This is a genomic window from Nocardioides aquaticus, from assembly GCF_018459925.1.
GTDB classification, from domain to species: Bacteria; Actinomycetota; Actinomycetes; order Propionibacteriales; family Nocardioidaceae; genus Nocardioides; species Nocardioides aquaticus.
On sequence record NZ_CP075371.1, the window covers coordinates 4,273,864 to 4,293,906 of the forward strand.

The 20,043-nt window shown below is 72.4% G+C and carries 25 protein-coding genes; 13 read left to right on the forward strand and 12 right to left on the reverse strand.

What is annotated here, in order from left to right; translation table 11 throughout:
• Nucleotides 1–9: 9 nt before the first annotated feature.
• The 3 genes from ENKNEFLB_RS20760 to ENKNEFLB_RS20770 are packed head-to-tail and all read left to right on the forward strand — an operon-like array spanning nt 10 to nt 3,223.
• The gene (locus tag ENKNEFLB_RS20760) at nt 10–1,554 is read left to right on the forward strand and encodes a tripartite tricarboxylate transporter permease (RefSeq protein ID WP_214057082.1); all 1,545 of its coding nucleotides are present in this window, start codon (nt 10–12) and stop codon (nt 1,552–1,554) included.
• Nucleotides 1,551–1,946, forward strand: coding sequence for a universal stress protein (locus ENKNEFLB_RS20765; RefSeq protein ID WP_214057083.1), 396 nt, complete (start codon nt 1,551–1,553; stop codon nt 1,944–1,946). The genes ENKNEFLB_RS20760 and ENKNEFLB_RS20765 overlap by 4 nt, the downstream gene beginning before the upstream one ends.
• A complete protein-coding gene (locus ENKNEFLB_RS20770; RefSeq protein WP_214057084.1) occupies nt 1,943–3,223 on the forward strand; it encodes an enolase C-terminal domain-like protein in 1,281 nt (426 codons plus the stop codon). The genes ENKNEFLB_RS20765 and ENKNEFLB_RS20770 overlap by 4 nt, the downstream gene beginning before the upstream one ends.
• A gap of 86 nt (nt 3,224–3,309) precedes the next feature.
• On the opposite strand, the gene ENKNEFLB_RS20775 is transcribed toward ENKNEFLB_RS20770, so the two are convergent.
• From ENKNEFLB_RS20775 to ENKNEFLB_RS20785, 3 genes are read right to left on the reverse strand one after another with little or no spacing between them, the layout of a single operon-like run.
• The gene (locus ENKNEFLB_RS20775; RefSeq protein ID WP_214057085.1) at nt 3,310–3,753 is read right to left on the reverse strand and encodes a hypothetical protein; all 444 of its coding nucleotides are present in this window, start codon (nt 3,751–3,753) and stop codon (nt 3,310–3,312) included.
• A gap of 9 nt (nt 3,754–3,762) precedes the next feature.
• A complete protein-coding gene (locus tag ENKNEFLB_RS20780) occupies nt 3,763–4,425 on the reverse strand; it encodes a class I SAM-dependent methyltransferase (protein ID WP_214057086.1) in 663 nt (220 codons plus the stop codon).
• Entirely contained in the window at nt 4,422–5,387 is a 966-nt protein-coding gene (locus ENKNEFLB_RS20785; RefSeq protein WP_214057087.1) for an NAD(P)/FAD-dependent oxidoreductase, read from the reverse strand. The genes ENKNEFLB_RS20780 and ENKNEFLB_RS20785 overlap by 4 nt, the downstream gene beginning before the upstream one ends.
• Nucleotides 5,388–5,492: 105 nt before the next feature.
• On the opposite strand from ENKNEFLB_RS20785, the gene ENKNEFLB_RS20790 reads away from it, so the two are divergent.
• On the forward strand, nt 5,493–6,095 hold the full coding sequence (locus ENKNEFLB_RS20790) for a helix-turn-helix domain-containing protein (protein WP_214057088.1): 603 nt from the start codon (nt 5,493–5,495) through the stop codon (nt 6,093–6,095).
• 105 nt (nt 6,096–6,200) lie between these two features.
• On the opposite strand, the gene ENKNEFLB_RS20795 is transcribed toward ENKNEFLB_RS20790, so the two are convergent.
• Both ENKNEFLB_RS20795 and ENKNEFLB_RS20800 read right to left on the reverse strand, forming a co-directional pair.
• Entirely contained in the window at nt 6,201–7,658 is a 1,458-nt protein-coding gene (locus tag ENKNEFLB_RS20795) for a benzaldehyde dehydrogenase (RefSeq protein ID WP_214057089.1), read from the reverse strand.
• A gap of 171 nt (nt 7,659–7,829) precedes the next feature.
• Complete coding sequence (locus tag ENKNEFLB_RS20800; RefSeq protein WP_214057090.1) at nt 7,830–8,009, reverse strand: hypothetical protein; 180 nt, start codon at nt 8,007–8,009, stop codon at nt 7,830–7,832.
• 138 nt (nt 8,010–8,147) lie between these two features.
• Between ENKNEFLB_RS20800 and ENKNEFLB_RS20805 the strand changes: the two genes are divergently transcribed.
• On the forward strand, nt 8,148–8,582 hold the full coding sequence (locus ENKNEFLB_RS20805) for a VOC family protein (RefSeq protein WP_214057091.1): 435 nt from the start codon (nt 8,148–8,150) through the stop codon (nt 8,580–8,582).
• A 98-nt stretch (nt 8,583–8,680) separates the two neighbouring features.
• On the opposite strand, the gene ENKNEFLB_RS20810 is transcribed toward ENKNEFLB_RS20805, so the two are convergent.
• A complete protein-coding gene (locus ENKNEFLB_RS20810; RefSeq protein WP_214057092.1) occupies nt 8,681–9,577 on the reverse strand; it encodes an NAD-dependent epimerase/dehydratase family protein in 897 nt (298 codons plus the stop codon).
• 110 nt (nt 9,578–9,687) lie between these two features.
• Here ENKNEFLB_RS20810 and ENKNEFLB_RS20815 point away from each other — a divergent pair, with 110 nt between their 5' ends.
• From ENKNEFLB_RS20815 to ENKNEFLB_RS20825, 3 genes are all read left to right on the forward strand, one after another.
• Nucleotides 9,688–10,005 (forward strand): putative quinol monooxygenase, encoded by a 318-nt coding sequence (locus ENKNEFLB_RS20815; protein ID WP_214057093.1) that lies wholly within the window; start codon nt 9,688–9,690, stop codon nt 10,003–10,005.
• A gap of 132 nt (nt 10,006–10,137) precedes the next feature.
• A complete protein-coding gene (locus ENKNEFLB_RS20820) occupies nt 10,138–10,635 on the forward strand; it encodes a hypothetical protein (RefSeq protein ID WP_214057094.1) in 498 nt (165 codons plus the stop codon).
• A gap of 5 nt (nt 10,636–10,640) precedes the next feature.
• Nucleotides 10,641–10,847, forward strand: coding sequence for a hypothetical protein (locus tag ENKNEFLB_RS20825; protein WP_214057095.1), 207 nt, complete (start codon nt 10,641–10,643; stop codon nt 10,845–10,847).
• Nucleotides 10,848–10,908: 61 nt separating this feature from the next.
• On the opposite strand, the gene ENKNEFLB_RS20830 is transcribed toward ENKNEFLB_RS20825, so the two are convergent.
• Complete coding sequence (locus ENKNEFLB_RS20830) at nt 10,909–11,886, reverse strand: ArsR/SmtB family transcription factor (protein WP_214057096.1); 978 nt, start codon at nt 11,884–11,886, stop codon at nt 10,909–10,911.
• Nucleotides 11,887–11,944: 58 nt separating this feature from the next.
• Here ENKNEFLB_RS20830 and ENKNEFLB_RS20835 point away from each other — a divergent pair, with 58 nt between their 5' ends.
• Nucleotides 11,945–13,168 carry an MFS transporter gene (locus ENKNEFLB_RS20835; RefSeq protein ID WP_214057097.1) on the forward strand — a complete coding sequence of 408 codons (1,224 nt, stop codon included), beginning with the start codon at nt 11,945–11,947 and terminating at the stop codon, nt 13,166–13,168.
• A gap of 17 nt (nt 13,169–13,185) precedes the next feature.
• Entirely contained in the window at nt 13,186–13,674 is a 489-nt protein-coding gene (locus tag ENKNEFLB_RS20840) for a GNAT family N-acetyltransferase (protein WP_214057098.1), read from the forward strand.
• Between the two features lie 51 nt (nt 13,675–13,725).
• Here ENKNEFLB_RS20840 and ENKNEFLB_RS20845 read toward each other — a convergent pair whose 3' ends face one another.
• On the reverse strand, nt 13,726–14,313 hold the full coding sequence (locus ENKNEFLB_RS20845) for a hypothetical protein (RefSeq protein WP_214057099.1): 588 nt from the start codon (nt 14,311–14,313) through the stop codon (nt 13,726–13,728).
• An 83-nt stretch (nt 14,314–14,396) separates the two neighbouring features.
• On the opposite strand from ENKNEFLB_RS20845, the gene ENKNEFLB_RS20850 reads away from it, so the two are divergent.
• From ENKNEFLB_RS20850 to ENKNEFLB_RS20860, 3 genes are all read left to right on the forward strand, one after another.
• Nucleotides 14,397–15,185 (forward strand): MOSC domain-containing protein, encoded by a 789-nt coding sequence (locus ENKNEFLB_RS20850; protein WP_214057100.1) that lies wholly within the window; start codon nt 14,397–14,399, stop codon nt 15,183–15,185.
• A 542-nt stretch (nt 15,186–15,727) separates the two neighbouring features.
• On the forward strand, nt 15,728–16,132 hold the full coding sequence (locus ENKNEFLB_RS20855) for a VOC family protein (protein WP_214057101.1): 405 nt from the start codon (nt 15,728–15,730) through the stop codon (nt 16,130–16,132).
• Entirely contained in the window at nt 16,129–16,410 is a 282-nt protein-coding gene (locus ENKNEFLB_RS20860; RefSeq protein ID WP_214057102.1) for a winged helix-turn-helix transcriptional regulator, read from the forward strand. Before ENKNEFLB_RS20855 ends, ENKNEFLB_RS20860 begins: the two co-directional genes overlap by 4 nt.
• An 84-nt stretch (nt 16,411–16,494) precedes the next feature.
• Here ENKNEFLB_RS20860 and ENKNEFLB_RS20865 read toward each other — a convergent pair whose 3' ends face one another.
• From ENKNEFLB_RS20865 to ENKNEFLB_RS20880, 4 genes are all read right to left on the reverse strand, one after another.
• Complete coding sequence (locus ENKNEFLB_RS20865) at nt 16,495–16,767, reverse strand: hypothetical protein (RefSeq protein ID WP_214057103.1); 273 nt, start codon at nt 16,765–16,767, stop codon at nt 16,495–16,497.
• Between the two features lie 435 nt (nt 16,768–17,202).
• Nucleotides 17,203–18,042 carry a polyphosphate kinase 2 gene (gene ppk2 / locus ENKNEFLB_RS20870; RefSeq protein WP_214057104.1) on the reverse strand — a complete coding sequence of 280 codons (840 nt, stop codon included), beginning with the start codon at nt 18,040–18,042 and terminating at the stop codon, nt 17,203–17,205.
• A gap of 72 nt (nt 18,043–18,114) precedes the next feature.
• On the reverse strand, nt 18,115–18,804 hold the full coding sequence (locus ENKNEFLB_RS20875; protein ID WP_214057105.1) for a FadR/GntR family transcriptional regulator: 690 nt from the start codon (nt 18,802–18,804) through the stop codon (nt 18,115–18,117).
• A 67-nt stretch (nt 18,805–18,871) separates the two neighbouring features.
• Nucleotides 18,872–19,987 carry an L-talarate/galactarate dehydratase gene (locus ENKNEFLB_RS20880; RefSeq protein WP_214057106.1) on the reverse strand — a complete coding sequence of 372 codons (1,116 nt, stop codon included), beginning with the start codon at nt 19,985–19,987 and terminating at the stop codon, nt 18,872–18,874.
• Nucleotides 19,988–20,043 lie beyond the last annotated feature (56 nt).

The window sequence follows — 20,043 nt, forward strand, 5'->3', positions numbered from 1 at the left end:
AGTCCCCGCATGGATGTCAACGCCTTCCTCGACGGCTTCGCCGTCGCCGTGCAACCCGCGAACCTGTTCTACGTCCTGCTCGGTGTCCTGATCGGGATGCTGATCGGCGTGCTGCCCGGCCTCGGCCCGGCCGCCACGATCGCGATCCTGCTGCCGGTCGCCTACAACGTCCCCGACGTCTCGGCGATCATCATGCTGGCCGGCATCTACTACGGCGCGCAGTACGGCGGGACCATCACCTCGGTCCTGCTCCGACTGCCCGGCGAGGCCTCGAGCGTGGTCACCGTCTTCGACGGGTTCGCGCTGGCCAAGCAGGGCAAGGCCGGCACCGCCCTCGGCATCGCCGCGATCGGCTCGTTCGTCGGGGCCACCGTCGCCATCGTCGGGATGACCTTCCTGGCCCCGGTCGTCGCCGGCTTCGCCCTCGACTTCGGCCCGCCGGAGTACGCCGCGCTGGCGCTGCTCGGCGTGCTGCTCGTCGCCACCGTCGGCAACGGCAACATGATCAAGGCGCTGGTCGCCGCGGCCCTGGGACTCTTGCTGGCCACCGTGGGCCGCGACGGGTTCACCGGCGCCAGCCGCTTCACCTTCGACAGCCTCCAGCTCTCCGACGGCATCGACTTCGTGGTCGTCGCGATGGGCCTCTTCGGCGTCGGGGAGATCCTGCACAACCTCGAGCAGCGCCACGGCAAGGTCCAGGCGCCCGCGCCGGTCGCCAACGTGTGGCCCTCGCGCGGCGAGCTCAAGCAGTCCTCGGGCGCGATCGGGCGCGGCTCGGTGATCGGCTTCTTCCTCGGCATCCTGCCCGGCGGCGGCGCGGTGATGGCCTCGCTGGTCGCCTACGCCGCGGAGAAGAAGCGCGCCAAGGACCCCTCGCGCTTCGGCCGCGGCGCGATCGAGGGCGTCGCCGCCCCCGAGACCGCCAACAACGCCGCGGCGACCTCCTCCTTCATCCCGCTGCTCACGATCGGCATCCCGGCCAACGCCTCGATGGCCATCCTCTTCGGCGCACTGCTCGTGCTGGGCGTGACGCCCGGGCCGCAGCTGCTCGAGGAGCGCCCCGACGTCTTCTGGGGCGTCATCAACTCGATGTACCTCGGCAACATCATGCTGCTGATCCTCAGCATCCCGCTGGTCGGCGTCTTCGTCCGCGTGCTGCGGGTGCGCCCCGCGATCCTCGCGCCGATCACCGCCCTGATCACGATCCTGGGCGTCTACACGATCCGGAACTCGGTCTTCGACATCTTCGTGATGATCGTCTTCGGGATCATCGGCTACCTGATGAAGAAGGTCGGCTTCGAGCCCGGCCCGCTGGTCCTGGCCTTCGTGCTCGGCGCCCTGGTCGAGGACAGCATCCGCCGCTCGCTGCTGATCTTCGGCGGCGACCCGACCGGCTTCGTGACCCGCCCGATCTCCGGGACGATCCTCGCCTTCCTGGTCCTGGTGATCCTGCTGCCGCTGCTGCGCAAGCTGCTGGCCCGACGTACCCGAGCCGGCGGACCCTCCGGGCCCGCCTCCCCCCCCACTCCCGATCGTGAAGAGAGCCTGCGATGACGATCCTGATCGGCTACGTGCCGACCCCGCGCGGCGAGGCCGCGCTCACCGCCGGACTCGACGAGGCCGCCGCCCGTGGCGACGAGGTGGTCCTGCTGAACAGCCCCCGCCGCGGTCAGCTGGTCGACGGCCACCTCGTCGACGAGGCCACCGAGGCCGGGCTGGTCGAGCGGGCCCGGGCCCTCGACGTGACCCTGCGCGTCGACCGCGCCGACCACGGCGCCGACCTGGTCGCCGCCTTCAGCTCGGCGGTCGAGGCCAACGACGCGCGGCTGGTGGTGATCGGCGTGAAGCGCCGCTCGCCGGTCGGCAAGCTGGTCATGGGCAGCGACGCGCAGCGGCTGCTGCTCGACCTCGACGTGCCGATCCTGGCCGTCAAGCCCCCGCGGTGACCGGCCTCGGCGGGAGCAGGTCGCGGGTCAGCCGCGTCGTCGTCACCCCGGTCGCCTTCGCCGACCCGCCCCTGCTCAACGTCGTGGGCGTGCACCAGCCGTGGGCGCTGCGCGCGGTGGTCGAGGTGCACACCGACGACGGTCTGCTGGGGCTCGGCGAGACGTACGGGGACGAGACCCAGCTGGGTCGCCTGCAGGCCGTGGCCGCGCGCCTCGGCGGGCACGACCCGTACGACCTGACCGGCCTGCGCCGACTCGTCGCGCAGGTCCTGGCCGCCGGCGACGGCGGTGCCGGGATGAGCTTCGGCGGGATGCTCGACGTCGACTCCGCCCTGGAGACGGTCTACTCGCCGTTCGAGGTGGCCTGCCTCGACGTGCAGGCCCGGCGGGCCGGCGTGCCGGTGAGCGACCTGCTCGGCGGGAGGGTCCGCGACCGCGTCGACTTCGCCGGCTACCTGTTCTACAAGTGGGCCGCCCACCCCGGCCACGAGCCCGACGCGTGGGGCGAGGCGCTGGACGCCGACGGGATCGTGGCCCAGGCCCGCCGGATGGTCGACGGCTGGGGGTTCACCTCGCTCAAGCTCAAGGGCGGCGTGTTCGCCCCCGAGGTCGAGTGCGAGGCGGTCGAGGCGCTGCGCGCGGCCTTCCCCGACCACCCGCTGCGTCTGGACCCGAACGGCGGCTGGACCCCGGCGACGTCGGTGAAGGTCGCCGAGCGGCTGGCCGGGGTGGTCGAGTACCTCGAGGACCCCACCCCCGGCATCCCGGGCATGGCCGAGGTGGCCCGTCGGACGGACCTCCCGCTGGCCACGAACATGTGCGTGATCGCGATGGAGCACCTCCCGCCCGCGATCGCCGCCGACGCCGTCCAGGTCGTGCTGTCCGACCACCACCTGTGGGGCGGCCTGCGCCGCTCGGCGCTGCTGGCCGGCATCTGCGAGACCTTCGGGCTGGGCCTGTCGATGCACTCGAACTCCCACCTCGGCATCAGCCTCGCCGCGATGGTGCACCTGGCCGCCTCGAGCGAGAACCTGACGTACGCGTGCGACACCCACTACCCCTGGAAGACCCAGGACCTCCTGGTCCCGGGCGTGCTGGAGTTCCGCGACGGCGCCGTCGACGTGCCGACCGGCCCCGGCCTGGGCGTCGAGCTGGACCGCGACAAGCTGGCCGTGCTGCACGAGCAGTGGGTGACCTGCGGCGTCCGCCGCCGCGAGGACACCGTCTACATGCGCAGCATCGAGCCGGGCTTCGAGGTCAACACCTCACGCTGGTGACGCCCCGGAGGTCGAGGAGCGGGCGCAACCCCGCTGGTCGAGGAGCGGGCGAAGCGAGCGTCTCGAGACCCCTCGACTCGACGCGCTCATGCGTCGTCGTCCACGATCTTCCACTCGCCGTCGAAGCGCGCGACGAGGAACGCGCCGTCGTAGCGTGCCGTGGCGCCGGCCGCGGCCGCCTCCGCCTCGTAGCCCACCCGCGCGACCTCGGTCGCGCCCTCGGGGACGGCCAGGCCGGAGGGCGACTCGTCGACCTGCGTCACCCGGAAGTCGACGAGCTCCAGGCCGGCGTCACCACGGCGACAGAGGTCGAGCTTGCCGGCCAGCTCGCGGGGGTCGTCGGTGCGGTAGCCGCCCGCGAACCCCTCGCAGTCGCCCTCGCGGATCGTGTCGGCGTACGCCTCGACGACGTCCTCCGGCCCGGGCTGGCCGAGCAGCGAGAACGCGAGGCCACCCGCCAGCACCGCGGGTGCGGCGGCGACCAGGCCGATCCTCCGCCAGCCCCACCGACCCCGTGCGTCCTGGTCCACTCCCCCAGACTAGGCCGGGGACGTACGCCGGGTCGCGCGCACGACGACGTCGTCGAGCACCTTCTCCCCGCCGTCGAAGACGTGGACCCGGGAGGTGTCCTCGGCCGTCACGACGTCCCACTGCTCGGGGTCGAGGCGTGCTGCGACGGACGCCGCGGTCACCGTCGCCTCCGGCGGCGGACCGTGCCCGTGCCCGTGGCCGTGGCCGTGCCCGTGGCCGTGCCCGTGCCCGTGCCCGTGGCCGTGCCCGACGATCAGCAGCGTCCCGCCGGGCGCGACCCAGCCGGCGAGGCGGTCGTAGAAGTCGAGCTGCGGGATGGTCGGGTGCGCGTAGAAGGTGGTCACCAGGTCGAGCCGCACCGCGGGCTGCCACGTCGACAGGTCTGCCTCGACCCAGCGGACCCGCCCCGCGGCGTCGTGAGCCGTACGACCGCGCGCCCTCCGCAGCACCTCGGAGGCAATGTCGGCGGCGGTGACGTCCCACCCCTGCTCGGCCAGCCACAGCGCCTCGACGCCCTCCCCGCAGCCGGCGTCGAGGGCGGTGCCGGGGGTCAGGGCGGCGGTCTCGCGGACGACGTACGGGTTGGGCTCGCGGCGGTGCGACTCGACGCCCGGCCCGGCGTAGTGCTCGTCCCAGTAGTCGCGGTCGAACGTGTGCTCGCGGTCGCTCATGCCGACACCTTCCCGCCCCGCGCGGCGAGCGTGGCCTGCAGGTCGGTCATCAGCAGGTCCCCGTGGATCTGTGCCGCGACCCGGGCGGCGTCCGCCGCCGCCCCGCTCACCTGCGCCATCAGGTCGGTGGCGTTGCCGGCCACCCAGACCCCGGGCACGGGGGTGCGTCCGGCCGCGTCGGCGGGGAGCATCGTGCCCATCATGTGATCGACCGGCTCGAGGCCGATCCCGGCCAGGAAGTCGGCGCGGGCGTGCAGCCGGGTCCCGACCGCCACCACGTCGACCTCGACGACGGCGCCGTGGGCGAGGCGTACGCCGCGGATCGCGTCGTCCTCGATCTCGAGCCGTTCGACGGCCCCGTCGAACACCGGCACGCCCAGCGCGTCGAGCGTGGCGCGGTCGTCCTCGGACAGCTCGACGCCGTGGGCGAAGAAGCGCACGTCGTCGCTGAGCTGGCGCATCATCAGGGCCTGGTGCACCGACATCGGGCTGGCCGCCAGCACGCCGATCCGACGGTCGCGCGACTCCCAGCCGTGACAGAACGGGCAGTGGATGACGTCCCGGCCCCACCGCTCGGCCACGCCCGGGACGTCGGGCAGGTCGTCGACCAGGCCGGTCGCGACGAGCAGCCGCCGCGCCACCAGCGGCGCCCCCTCGGCGAGGGTCACCTCGAAGCCCGCCTCGACGTGGGCGACCGAGACGACCCGGTCGTCGACCACGCGGCCCCCGTACCCCTCGACCTCGGCGCGGCCCCGCGCGACCAGCTCGGCCGGCGGGGTGCCGTCGAGCGCGAGCAGCCCGTGCACGCCCGCGGCCGGGGCGTTGCGGGGCGCCCCCGCGTCGACGACGACGGTGCTGCGGCGCTGGCGCACCAGGGTCAGTGCCCCGCTGAGCCCGGCCGCGCCGCCGCCGATGACGACGACGTCCAGGGTGTCGTTGGTGTTCTCGTCGTGGTCGGTCATCCCGGCCACCTCCTCGCTGCTCGGTGTGTGCCGCCAGCGTGCGTCGCCACCGAGCGGATCGGCAAGCAATGTTGCCAAACGGAAAACCACGAGTACGCTCGCCCCATGACCACCCCCCTCGCCGCCAGCGACACCGACCGCGCCCTCGACGCCGTCGGCGCCCGCCTCAAGCAGCTGCGCACCCGGCGCGACATCACGCTCGCCGACCTCGCGTCCCAGACGGGGATCTCGGTGAGCACGCTGTCTCGGCTGGAGGCCGGCCTCCGGCGGCCCACGCTCGAGCAGCTGCTGCCGCTCGCGCGGGTCCACGGAGTCACGCTGGACGAGCTGGTCGACGCCCCCGCCACCGGCAACCCGCGGGTCAACCTGCGGCCGATCAGGAACGACATGGGCTGGGTGATGCTGCCGCTGACCAAGCGGGCCGGCGGGATCCAGGCGTACAAGTTCGTGGTCCCGCGCGGCGACGACACGGCCGTCCCGGAGCAGCGCACCCACGACGGCTGGGACTGGGTCTACGTCCTCGACGGCACGCTCCGCCTCGTGCTCGGCGAGCACGACCTGCTGCTCAAGCCCGGAGAGGCTGCGGAGTTCGACTGCCAGACCCCCCACTGGTTCGGGGCGACCAGCGCCGGGCCGGTCGAGTTCCTCAGCCTGATCGGGCGGCAGGGCGAGCGGGCGCACGTGCGGGCGTCGACGGCGCGCGCCTGAACGCGGGCGGGACCGGGGTCAGAGCCGGCGCACGCTCGGGACGTCATACACCGCCACGCTCAGCCGCAGCAGGTTGCGCATGACGTCCCGCGAGCGCGGGCCCGCTCAGAACGGGTACGGCGCGATGTCCGGCCGCACGGTCAGCCACTGCGTCTCGGTGAACGCCTCGATGTTGGCCGCCGCCCCACCGAACCGCGAGCCGGTGCCGGAGGCGCCCACGCCGCCGAACGGCGCGTTGGCCTCGTCGGAGACGGTCTGCTCGTTGATGTGCACCTTGCCCGAGCGCACCCGGTCGGCGATCTTCATCGCCCGCCCGACGTCGCCGAGGATGCCGACCGACAGGCCGTACTCGTTGGCGTTGACCAGCCCCACCACCTCGTCGTCGGTGGAGAACGACATGACCGGCGCGACGGGGCCGAAGATCTCGTCGGCGAAGGCGCGGTTGTCGGGCGTGAGGTCGGCGAGCACGGTCGGGTAGTAGTACGGCCCCTCGCGCCGGCCGCCGGCGGCCAGGCGCGCGCCCTGCGACTGCGACTCGGTGACGATCGCGTCGATGTTGTCGAGCTGCTTGCCGTCGATGATCGGGCCGAGCGCGACCTGGTCGGTCGACGGGTCGCCCACGGGCAGGTTCTCCGCCTTGCCGGCCAGCGCGGCGACGTAGTCGTCGTAGAGCGACTCGTGCACGAAGTGGCGGCCGGTCGTCATGCAGATCTGGCCCTGGTGCAGGAACGAGCCGAACGCCCCGGCCGAGGCCGCCAGCGCGAGGTCGGCGCCGGGCAGGACGACGAGCGCGTTGTTGCCGCCGAGCTCGAGGTGGGCGCGCTTGAGGTGGCGGGCGGCGGCCTCGCCGACCTTGCGGCCGGCGGCGGTGGAGCCGGTGAAGGAGATGACCGAGACCTCGGGGGCCTCGACGACGGCGACCCCGACGTCCGTACCGCCCGGGAGCAGCTGCAGCAGGCCCGCCGGCAGTCCGGCCTCCTCGAAGACCCGCACCAGCGCGACGCCGCCGCAGACCGCGGTGCGCGGGTCGGGCTTCAGCAGCACGGCGTTGCCGAGCGCGAGGGCCGGGGCGACGGAGCGGATCGAGAGGATCAGCGGGAAGTTGAACGGCGCGATCACGGTGACGACGCCGACCGGGCGACGGCGCGCGAAGGACCAGTGCGGCGCGTTGGAGGCCAGCACCTCGCCCTGCGGGTGCGTCGGCAGCGCGGCGGCCTCGAAGCACTCCGCTGCCGCGATGTGGGTCTCGAGCCCGGCCTTCGTGGGTACGGATCCCGCCTCGCGCACGATCCACCCCTGGACCTCCTCGGCGTGGGTCTCCCACAGCTCACCGGCGCGGCGCAGCACGGCGGCCCGCTCCTCCGGCGGCCGCGCCGCCCACTCCTCCTGCGCCGCCGCGGCCCGCGTCGCGGCCCGGGTCACGTCGTCGGGACCGGCCACGCCGACCTGCCCGAGGACGTCTCCGGTGGCGGGCTCGACCACGTCCTGCACGCCGCCGGAGCCGGCGGTCCAGCCGTCGAGGTGGATCTTGCCGGTCCAGGTGGCGGGGTCGAGCAGGGTCATGAGAGTTCCTGTCGGGTCGGGGTACGCCGCGCCACGCGTGCAGGCGGCTCTGCTGATGCCTATCAGGGGCACGGCTGGTGAGGGTCACCCCGACCGGGCACGGAGGCCGACGCAGGGTCGTGTGCCCGAGGACGCGGTGTCGACCGTTCCCAGGCACACGACCCTCGCGGACTACTCCGCCTTGGGCGCCTCGTCGGGGTACGCCTCCCCGACCGGGTGCGCGCCGGCGGGCGAGCCCTGCGCCGGGTCGTACTCGCCCTCGGCGGCGGGACCGTCGGTGGTCGACGACTCCTCCTGCTCCTCGGTGGCGTCGTCGAGTCGTCCGGTGTTCTCGGAGTCCTGGCTGCTCATGCGTGCCCCTCTCGTCGGTGTCTCTGGCTCCCACCCACGCTGCCACCCGCCGCGGCCGCACCGCTCACCCGGGAGGGCCGTGGGCCTGACGACCGTCGGGCCTGGACGACCGGTGGGCTGCTGGGCCACCGTGGACCCATGGCCGAGGTGAAGCAGGTGCAGGTGACCTTCGACTGTGCGAGCCCCCGCGCGGTCGCCGCGTTCTGGAAGGAGGTGCTGGGCTACGTCGACCCGCCGACCCCGCCCGGCTTCGAGACCTGGGAGGCGTTCGACGCGACGCTGCCCGAGGAGCGGCAGGGGTCGGCGTGGGCCTGCCAGGACCCGACCGGCGTCGGGCCGCGGCTGTTCTTCCAGCGGGTGCCCGAGGCGAAGGCGGGCAAGAACCGGCTGCACCTCGACGTACGGGTCGGGGTCGGCCTCACCGGGGACGACCGGGTCTCGGCGCTCGAGGCCGAGGCCGACCGCCTCGAGCAGCTCGGCGCCCGGCGGGTCCGGCTGATGCGCGCCGACGGAGTCAACGAGTCGTGCCAGGTGATGCAGGACGTCGAGGGCAACGAGTTCTGCCTGGACTGACCCCGGACGGGCAGTCGTGGGTCGGTCGACGCGCCCCGGCGCGTCCGTTGACCCACGACTCCCCAGCTGGGACTCGTAGCCCCCACGTCACCGCGGCGTCAGGCCCGCGGGTCGGCCAGCACGTCCCGCCACGAGTGCTGCGGGTCGAAGCCGAGCATCTGGCGCGCCTTGTCGATCGAGTAGAACGTCTCGTCGCGGCCCATCTCGCGGCGCAGCTCGACACCCTCGTAGAACTGCTCACGGATCTCGTCGGTCGTCGCGGCCACCGACATGTCGGCGTTCGCGACGTTGAAGACCTCGAAGCCCAGCCCGTCGGTGGTCAGGCAGCGCTGCACCATCTGGCCGAGGTCGCGGGTGTCGATGTAGGCGAAGACGTTGCGGCGGCGCAGCGAGGGGTCCTCGAGGTAGTCGGGGAAGTACTCCTCGTACTCGTGCGGCTCGATGACGTTGTTGATGCGCAGGCCGTAGAGGTCGCTGCCGGTGCGGGCGTGGAACGAGCGCGCGGTCACCTCGCTGGCGACCTTCGACATTGCGTACGAGTCCTCCGGGACGACCGGGTGCTCCTCGTCGACCGGCACGTAGAGCGGCTTGCGCTCACCCTGGGCGAAGCAGATCCCGTACGTCGTCTCGGACGAGGCGAAGATGACCTTCGGGATCCCGAGCCGGGTGGCCGCCTCGAGGACGTGGTACGTCGACAGGATGTTGATCGCGTACGTCGTCGCGTCCGGGGTCAGCAGGATCCGCGGGATGGCCGCGAAGTGGACCACCGCGTCGTAGGAGGGGACCGACGGCAGGTCGAGCTCGTCCATCGAGGCCATCTGGGCCATCGCGGAGTACGTCTGCCCGGCGTCGGTGAGGTCGACCTTCAGGTCGTTGACGTCGGGGTGGCCGAGCGGGGTGAGGTCGGCGTTGGTGACCTGGTGGCCCTGGCTGGCGAGGTAGGGGGCGACGTGCTTGCCGGCCTTGCCGCTGCCGCCGGTGAAGAAGATGCGCATGCGACGAGTCAACCGTGCGCGCGGGCGGCCGGTTCTCACCCGACCGGCAGGCGGGCCGGTCGTGCGAGAGTGCCAACCCGGACCGACCCATCCCCGACCGAGGAGAAGCCTTGATCTACATCACCGTGAAGAAGAAGCTCAAGCCCGGCACCGCGGACGCCTACCTCGCCGCCAGCCAGGCGTACACCGACGCGACCCGCGCCGAGCCCGGCAACAAGTTCTACGAGCACTACCGCAGCGTCGACGACCCCGACACGATCCTCACGATCGAGGCCTTCGACGACAAGGCGGCCGGCGAGGCGCACGTGGCCTCCGACCACTTCCAGAACGGGGTGGACGGCGACGCCAAGCAGTACATCGCCGAGCGCCCCGACATCATGTACATCGACGTCGACCGCGACGGCTGGGACAAGATGTCGGAGTTCTGAGCCGGTCGGCGTCGCGCCGCACGGCCGGCGCGGCGCCCGTACGGGCCGGTCGTCGCACCTCTAGGGGTTGGAACGACGGCCGGGCCGTCGGCCTATGGTCGGGGTTCCCTGCTTCCTGACTCTGGAGTCCGCATGAACCCCACCCACATCCCGATCCGCGTCGCCACCGGCGCCTACATCCTCAACTCGGGCATCAGCAAGCTCGGCGCCGACGAGGGCACCGCACAGTTCCTGCACGGCGCAGCCGCCGGCACGTACCCCTCGGTGTTCAAGGACATGAAGCCGAAGACCTTCGCGCAGGTGCTGGCCTACAGCGAGATCGCCGTGGGCGGCGCGCTGCTCCTGCCCAAGGTCAGCTCGACCGTCGCCGGCGCCGCGCTGACCGGGTTCGGCGCGAGCCTGCTCGGGATGTACCTGAAGACCCCGTCGATGACCCTGGACGACGGCATCCGCCCCAGCCCCGACGGCATCGGCGTCGCCAAGGACGTGTGGCTGGTCGGCGCCGGGATGACCCTGGTCGCCCAAGGCGTCACCGGCGCCGCGAGGTCCGGCGTGAAGTCGTCGCGCAAGGCCACCAAGCGGGCCGCGAAGAACGCGAGCAAGAAGGCGTCCTCGCTCACCAGCCGCTGAGTCCCGTGTCGTCGTTGCCCCGCCGGATCCGGATCGCCGGCAGCCTCGCCTCCGCCGTCGTCCTGTACGTCGCGGGCGGCGTGATGGTGGTCGCCGGGTTCGCGCGGGGCACCAGCGACGTGTCGTACTGGGTGTTCGCGGTGGTGCTGGTCGCGGTGGCGTCGGCGACGCTGCTGCTGCCGGCGTGGGCGGAGCGGTCGAAGGAGCGCTAGCGGCGGCGCCGCGGTCGGGTCGGCCCGGCGAGCCGGGCCGCAGACCGTCGAGGGCCGGAGGTCACCGCGCGGACCCCGACGCGACGAGCGCGTCCCCGAGCGCCGTCCGCCAGTAGAGGACCTCCCGTCCGGATCGCCGTCGGGTGACGGCACCGGACGCCAGCAGGATCCGCAGGTGGCTGCCGACCGACCCGAGGGCGAGGCCGCTGACGGCGCCGACCTGGGAGGTGCTCCGCGGCACGTCGAGCAGGGCCAGGACCATGGCCCGGTTGACGCCGATCAGGGCGCTGAGCCCCTCGGCGTGGGCGGCGTCGACGGAGGCGAGCCGGCCGGCGACCGGGTAGTAGACGGCGTAGCGCTCGCCCCGCCAGCCGACCCAGCTTCCGTCGTCGTGGGTCGGCACGAACATCAGCCGGGCGCTCGGGGGCAGCGTGCGGGCCGGCAGGTCGTAGCGGTTGATCCGGAGGTGCCCGTCACCGTCCCACTCCCGGTCCCGACCGAGGTCGCGGAGGACGGCGGCCCAGCCGTGCCAGGCGAGCTGGGCGGTACGGGCGACGACGTCGGCGCGCAGGACCCGCTCGCGCCGGGGCCAGTCGGTCTCGACGGTGTGGGTCCACAGCCACCGGAGCACCTCGGTGGCGACGTCGCGGACACCTGGCTCGAGCAGGCGCTGCGTGAGCGGGGCTCCGGTGGTCTCGAGCAGGTCGGCGCGGACGTCGTCGTCGGTCAGCTCGGCGACCAGGGCGACCTCGTGCTCGAAGGTGGGGTCCGCGACGTCTGCGGGATCGGCCAGGTAGTCGGCGATCCAGCCGGCCACCCCGGGCCCGGACTGACGGAAGCTGGCGCCCAACAGGTCGCGCGCGGTGGGGTGGACGGTCAGCCACTGCTCGAACCCCGCCCGGTGGGCGCTGCTGAACGCCCGCTGCTCCGGTGAACGCGGGGCGAGCAGCGCCCCCAGGGCGGCGACGACCTCGGCCTTCGGGGAGATGCCGAAACCGCTTGCGGCCAGGACGTCCGCCGGCACGTTCCAGGTCCCCATGTTTCGCCTCCCGACGAAACGTTAGCGTCACCACCTGCGGCTGGTCCACGCTCGGCCCGTGCGGACCTACCGGGAGCTGTTCGGCGTCGCGGAGTTCCGCGTGCTGTTCGGGGCCACGTCGTTGATGGTCGGCGCAGCGTCGGTCGGGAGCCTCGCCCTGGGCACGCTCGCCTACGCCGAGACCGGTTCGCCGCTGGTGACCGCGTTCGTGATGTTCGGCGGTCCGCTCGTACGGCTGGTGTGCTCGTGGTTCCTGCTGTCGCTGAGCGACCTGTGGCGCCCGCGTACGTCGATCGCACTGGTCGCCGCGATCGAGGCGGCCTCGTTCGCCGCGCAGGCGATCCCGGCTCTCCCGCTCGTGGCGCGGTTCGTCCTGCTGCTGGTGCCGTGGGTCCTGCTCTCGGCCTTCGGCGGCAGCACCATGGCGCTGGTGGCCGACATCCTCCCGGACGGGGCCTTCGTCTTCGGCCGGGCGACCATCAACGTCGCGGTCGGCGTCATGCAGGTCGCCGGGTACGGCCTGGGCGGGGCGCTCGTCCTCGTGTTCAGCACCTCGGAGATGTTCCTCGGTGCCGCCGCGACCGCCCTGGCCGTCGTGGTGCTGGTGCGCCTGGGCCTGGCGGACCACCCGCCCCGGAGCACGGGTCGCGCGGTGCCCCGGAGCAGGGCGGTCAACCGGCTGGTCCTCGGGTCCTCGACGCTGCGCCCGGTCTACCTCGCCCTGTGGGTGCCGAACGGGCTGGTGGTCGGCTGCGAGGCGCTGATCGTGCCGTACGCCGGCGAGCGGGCCGGGTTCCTCTTCGCCGCGACCGCCGTCGGGATGCTCGCGGGCGACGTCGCGATGGGTCGCTTCGTGCCACCGGGCTGGCGGGACCGGCTGGTCGAGCCCGCGCGGCTCCTGCTCGCCGTCCCCTGGCTGCTGTTCTTCCTGCAGCCGGGTGTCGTGACGGCCTGCCTCCTCGCCGCCCTCGCGTCCGTCGGCTACTGCGCGAGCCTCCCGCTGCAGGAGCGCCTGATCACCCGTACCGGCGCCGACATCCGGGGACACGTCCTGGGCCTGAACGGGCTCGGCATGATGGCGATGCAGGGGATCGGCGCCCTCGCGGCCGGCCTCGTCGCGACCCTGCTCGGTGCCGACGCCCACGCAGCCGGGGTCGCGATGTCGCTCATGGCGGTGGCCTCGGTCGCGGTCACCCTCGCCCTGACGCCCGGCCTGCGTCGTAGCCGCGCCGGCCGGCCGGTCGAGGTCCTGGCGCTTCCTCGCGCGTCGGCGTCCCGCTAGCCCCCATCCTGGACGTCATGGAGACCGACCGCCTCGTCCTGCGCCCCCGCCGTGCAGAGGAGGCCGCCGTCTACCGGCGGCTCTGGACCGAGCGCGACCCCCGCGTGCCACCGCACCGTCGCATCGACGCCGAGGGCCGTCCGAGCGTGGCGGACGTCGCCGCGCGCCTCGGTGGCGAACCGGGGATCCTCGCGGTCGAGCTGAAGTCCACCGGCGAGGTCATCGGCTACTGCGGTCTCCTCGCCGGCGACGACGGTCCCGACGACGAGCCGGAGCTGGCGTACGAGCTGCTGCGCGCCGCCCACGGCCACGGGTACGCGACCGAGGCAGGCCGGGCCGTGCTCGCCTGGGCGGACGAGCAAGGGCACCGGCGCCTGTGGGCCCACGTGTGGGACTGGAACACCGCGTCGCGCCGGGTGCTGGCCAAGCTGGGCTTCCGCGAGACGGGCGAGGTGGAGCGGGGTACCGCCCACGGCGACAACGTGCTCACCGTGCGCGACCTCTGACCCGGACCAGGACGTGACGGGCGCCCGCGGCCCCTCGGTTCGTGCACGCGCTCAGCCGCGGCCGGCGAGCAGCTCCATCGCGTCCGGGCCGAGCAGCAGCGCGCCGACGGAGACGGCGGCCACCGCGGCGGACGCCGCCGCCATCCGGACCACGGCCCGCAGCCGGCGGCGCGAGGTGTCGACCTCGGGCGGGACGTCGACCAGGTCCGCGCGCAGTGCGGTGTACGCCTGGCGGGCCTCCGAGGACGACAGCACCGGCGTCGCGAAACGTACGACGTGCTCGAGCGCGCCCACCGAGGCGACCAGCACGCCGTCCACCTCGTCGGCCCGCTCGGCACCTCCGCGCAAGCAGAGGACCGGCCGGCACCGGTCGCGGTAGCGAGGCAGCGCCAGACCGGCGACGACGGCGGCGTAGTCCGCGAGGGCCGCGGCGTCCAGGCAGGCTTCGTCGGGCTCCGCAGGCAGGTAGCGGATGAGGTAGATGCCGCTCGGGCCGACGAGCACGTGGTCGATCAGCACGTGCGGGCGGCCGGGCGAGCAGACCCGGCGCATCTGCGACCAGTACGCCGGCGGCAGCTCCGCCAGGGATCCGGCCGGGCGCGGCCGAGCGACCAGTGTCCGAGCAGTCGCTGCGCCCATGCGCAGAGCGTAGGAGCAGATCGGGGTGCAGGTAGGGGTTTCGCCCCACTCGGTGCGACGTGGCGTCGTGGGAGGCTGGGCACGTGCCGCCCGAGTACACCGTCACCCGCCTCTCGACCACGCCGGTCAAGGGCCTGATGCTCCACCACCCCGACTCGATCGAGCTGACGACGCAGGGCGCCGCCGGCGACCGGCTCTTCTTCCTGGTCGATGACGAGGGCGGCCTGCAGAGCTGTACGCGCAACCCCGGCCTGTACGGCCTGAGCGCGACGTACGACGCGGAGACCGGGCACCTCGAGGTGAGGCGTGGGGACGAGGTGCTCCACCGCGGTCTCGTCGAGGAAGGCGACAGCGTCGACACCGACATGTGGGGACTGCGCAGGCTGGCGGGTGACGTCGTCGCGGACCCGACCTGGGGCGCTCTCTTCTCCGACGCCGCCGGTCGACAGGTCCAGCTCGTACGAGCCCGCGGGTCGGCGTTCGACGTCGAGCCGGTGACGCTGCTCGGAACCGCGTCGGTGGCCGAGCTGGCCGCCCGGGCGGAGCTGGCGGAGGTCGACTCGCGGCGGTTCCGGATGCTGGTCGAGTTCGAGGGCGGCGGCCCTCACGTCGAGGACTCCTGGGGCGGGGAGCTGCTCCAGGTCGGCGGCGCCGTCCTGCGCGTCCGTGGTCCGGTCAAGCGCTGCGCGGCGACGACCCGGGATCCCGATTCGGGCGTGGTCGACCTGCAGACGCTGCGGATGATCTCGAGCTACCGCGGCCGCCAGGAGTCCGTGCTCGGCCCCGGCGCCTGCTTCGGCGTCTACGCCGAGGTGGTGGAGCCGGGCGGGGTCGCGGTGGGCGACCGCCTGTCACGGGTGGCTGGCGACTGACGCGAACCGCTGGCTCTCAGCGCCGGGTAGACATCCGGATCTGCCGATGTGCGGACACGCGCTGTCGACGTAGGTTCCTGGGTATGGCGATGAGGCCCGGCACCCGCGGGCCGGGTCGGCTCTACTGGGCCTCAGGCGTCCTCGGAACCCTGGCAGTACTCGCGCTGGCGTACGCGGTCTGGGCGGGTTACCTCGCCCTGATGGCTAGTCAGGGCAGCGTGCCACCCCGCTCGCGGATTCCAGTCATCACCTCGGGCGCCCAGATTGCGAGTGACACGAAGGAATGCGCTTCGGGCGGATGCTGGCGACAGATCGTGCTGACACCCGCCCCAGGCCAGTCTCCCCACGACCTTGCGGTGGAGATGGGCGTCGCAGACGCGAAGCGATACCCGTGGCTCCTGCTCGACCCGCACTCGGTGGAGGTCGGCTCCCAGATCAACGGCGATGAGCTCAGCATCTACGTCCAGTACTGACCTGCCACGCCCGTTCGTGCGGCCGTTGATCTTCCTTGACGCCACACTTGTATTTTGCAAGTATCGCGCATGAGCCTCTTCATCACCTGCCCCGTCGAGAACGTCGAACGTGCGACCGCCTTCTACACCGCCCTTGGCTGGACCCTCGACCCCGAGATGTCCGACCACAACGTGTCGTGCTTCGCGATCGCTCCAGAGCAGTACGTCATGCTCGGCAGCCGCGAGATGTACGCAGCCGTGGGCGGCGTCGAAGAGCTGGTCGGCGGACCCGACACACCGTCGAAGGTCACCGTCTCGTTCGATCTCGGCAGCCGTGAGGCGGTCGACGGGCTCGTCGAGCGGGCCGAGCGGGCCGGCGGGCGCAGCGGTGACACCGACGACTACCCCTTCATGTACCAGCGCCAGTTCGATGACCCCGACGGCTACCACTACTCGCCGTTCTGGATGAAGCCGGACACCGATCCGACCGCGTGAGCGACCTCGCCGCGGCCCTCGACATCCTCGGAGCGCGATGGGCCTTGCTCATCGTGGGGCGGCTGCTCGACGGACCGCAGCGCTACGGCGATCTGCAGCGCGATCTCGGGGTGCCGACGAACATACTCGCCACCCGACTGCGTGAGCTGGAAGCGGCAGGCGTACTGAGCCGACTGCCGCTGCGGCACAACACGCGGGCCTACGCGCTGACCGATCGCGGACTGGCCCTGCGCGAGGCGATCGAGGCGCTGGGACGATGGGGCGCCGAGCAGGCGTAGTCACGGGTCGGCATTCACCAGCGCCCTTCCACCGCAACGTCGTCATGTCGCGGTCGACGGCCCCCTCGATCACTGCCCGTCAGGTCACTCGAGAGCCTGTCGGAGTGCGACGACCTCCGCGAGCGCCAGCTCGGCAGTTTCCGTCGCGACGGCCAACGCCTTGATCAGCGTGGTGATGTCGACCTTCTGGCGTTGGCTCGGGCTGCGCAGCGCCTCGTCCAGATCGAGGCCGAGGTCTCCGACGGCGTGCAGCTGGTCCTGGAGCTCTCGGAGGCTCCGATGGCTTATCCGGCCCGTGATCCTGAGGTCCCGTTCTGCTTGTGCCTGCGGAGTTCTGCTGACCTTGAAGAGACCCATGAGGCGCTTCCTTCGGTTGTCGGTGGTCCGAAGGTACGCATGCGGCCGCACCTGCACACAGCAGGTGAGTCGGCCACCGCGACCCAGGACGCCTGCGAGGCGGTCCGACTCCTTCGGCCGGTCAAGGACTCGTGGGGGCTGAGGCACGCCGGAGGCCATGCTCGGTGGGATCGCCCGGGCCGAGCAGCGCTACCGCGACGCCGCGCGCGCCCTCGCCCGAGCTGCCGACGGGTTCGCCGCCATGGGCTTCCTCGGCCAAGCCGCCCTGCACCGCGCCAGCCTGGCGCGGGTCCAGCAGCGCCTCGGCGACCCGGCTGCGGTCGGTGCTGGACGAGGCGCGTACCCACGGGAGGACGACGCGGGCCGTCGAGCTCCCCCAGGTGAACCCGCTCAGGGCGGCGGCGCGACCGTCCGAGCCGACGGGCGACCAGGCGTCTAGAAGAGGTGCGGCACGAAGGTCTGCTCGTGGATCGGCGGGCGCACGTAGGGCTCCTGGCGCATCTCCGGGATCTCGACGACGTCGGGGGCCATGTCCACGTAGTCGAACTGCGAGAGCAGGTGGTTGATGCAGTTCAGCCGCGCCGCCTTCTTGTCGTCGCTGGGCACCACGAACCACGGCGCCTGCTTGATGTCGGTGAACTGGAAGGTGGTGTCCTTGGCCATCGAGTAGCGCACGTAGAGCTCGTGCTCGGCAAGGTCCATGTCCGAGAGCTTCCAGCGCTTGAGGGGCTCGGCGTTCCGGGCCTCGAAGCGCTTGCGCTGCTCCTCGAAGGACACCGAGAACCAGTACTTGATGACGTGGATCCCCGAGCGCACCAGCATCCGCTCGAACTCGGGGCAGCTGCGCAGGAACTCCTGGTGCTCCTCCTCGGAGCAGTAGTCCATCACCCACTCCACGTTCGAGCGGTTGTACCAGGAGCGGTCCAGCATCACCATCTCGCCCGCGGCCGGGAGGTGCTCCACGTACCGCTGGAAGTACCACTGCGTCCGCTGCCGCTCGGTCGGCTTGGGGAGCGCGACCACCCGCACCGTGCGCGGCGAGGTGCGCTCGGTGATCCGCTTGATCACCCCGCCCTTGCCGGCCGAGCCGCGCCCCTCGAAGATCACCAGGACCTTCAGGCCCTGGGACTGGATCCAGTACTGCAGCAGCACGAGCTGCTCCTGCAGGCGCGCCATCTCCTCGTCGTAGACGGCGGAGCGGAGCTTGCCCTGCTTGTTGTAGCGCTCGTCGCTCGGCTCGGCCGCCCGGGCCACGTCGTCGGCACCAGCGGGCATCCTGCCTGTCGATTCGCGAGCCACGGGACCTCCTGAGGTCGAGACCGGATCACCCGAGCCTAGTCGGACTCCTCAGCCGCCCGCCGACAACCGACGACGCGTACTTCCCAGGTGCACCCGCATCGCCGCGCGCGCCGTCTCGGCGTCACCCGCCGCGACCGCGGCCGCCACCTGCTCGTGCTCGCGGTGGACCCGCTCGACGTGGACGGCGTCCGAGAGCGAGTACTCGTCCGAGAGCCGGGTCCTCGGCAGCATGATCATCATCGGGCCGAGCGAGTCCAGCAGGTCGAGGTAGAACCGGTTGCCGGTCGCGGCGGCGACGGCGCGGTGGAAGGCGAAGTCGGCCTCGACCGCTCCCTCGTGGCCGGCCTCGGTCAGCTGGGCCAGCGCGGCCTGCACCGCCTTCGCCGACTCAGGTGTGACCCGGGCGGCGGCCAGAGCAGCGGCCTCGCTCTCCACGCCGATCCGGAAGTCGACCATCGCCAGGACGTCGTGGTGGGTGCGGATCGCGGACGACTCGAGGGAGAAGGTCGACGGCTCCGGGACGGTCAGCACGAACGACCCGCGCCCCTGGAAGGTCTCGACGAGGCCCTCGGCCTGGAGGCGTGAGACCGCCTCGCGGACGACGGTGCGGGAGACGCCGTACTCGGCGACGAGGGCGGCCTCGGACGGGAGCTTGGAGCCGGGGTCGAGCTCGCCGTTCAGGATGGCGTCCTTGAGGCCGGACACCACGCGGTGGGTCAGGGTGCCGGTGGGTTTCACGGGGGTACCTCATCACGTCGTGGTCGCTGGGTCTCGACGCTCGCCGGCGCTCGCTCCTCGACCACCGTCAGCCGATGGTGACCGTGTCCTTCGTCAGCGCCCGCATCTGGTCGCTGAGCGTGAAGCCGAGGCCGGCGCGCTCGGGGACCCACATGCGGCCGTCGTGGATGTCGATGCGCTCGTCGAAGAGGGGGTTGAGCCACTCGAAGTGCTCCACCCACGGCTCGGTCGGGTAGGCGGCGGCGAGGTGGAGGTGGATCTCCATCGCGTAGTGCGGGGCCAGCGCGAGGCCGGCGTGCGCGGCGAGGGTCGCGAAGCGCAGGAAGGGGGTGATGCCGCCGATGCGGGGGGCGTCGGGCTGCACGATGCCGCGGTAGCCGGCGTCGACCAGCGCCATGTGCTCGGGCACCGACGTCAGCATCTCGCCGGTGGCGATCGGGGTGTCGAAGACGCGGCTGAGGTCGGCGTGGCCGACGGCGTCCCACGCGTCGAGGGGCTCCTCGATCCAGACCAGGTCGTGCTGCTCGAGCTCGCGGCACATCCGGCGGGCGCGGGCGCGGTCCCACTGCTGGTTGGCGTCGACCATCATCGGACCGTCGCCGAGGTGCTCGCGGACCGCCTCGACGCGGCGCAGGTCCTCGCGCCAGTCGGGCTGCCCGACCTTGATCTTGATGCCGCCGATGCCCATCTCGAGCGAGGCGGTCGCCTTCTCCTTGATCTCCTCGACCGACGCCTGCAGGAAGCCGCCCGAGGTGTTGTAGACCTGGCACGAGTCCCGGTACGCCCCGATCAGCTTCGCCAGGGGCAGGCCGGCGCGGCGGGCTTTGAGGTCCCACAGCGCCACGTCGAGGGCGGCCACGGCCTGGGTCGCGACGCCGGAGCGGCCGACGGACGCGCCGGCCCACATCAGCGACTGGTAGATCCGGTCGATGTCGGAGGGGTCCTGGCCGATCGCGACCTCGGCGACCTCGCGCAGGTGCGTGAACTGCGCCGGGCCGCCGGCACGCTTGGAGTAGCTGAACCCCATGCCCTCGAAGCCGTCCTCGGTGGTGACCTCCACGAAGAGCAGGACGGTCTCGGTGAGCGGCTTCTGCCGGCCGGTGAGGACCTTCGCGTCGCTGACGGGCGTCTCCAGCGGCAGGACGACGTGGGAGAGCTTCAGGCTGCGGATCGTGTCGGACACGGGCGGTTCCCCTCGGAGTGGAGCAACTTGTATGATGAGTGCAAACTTATCCTACG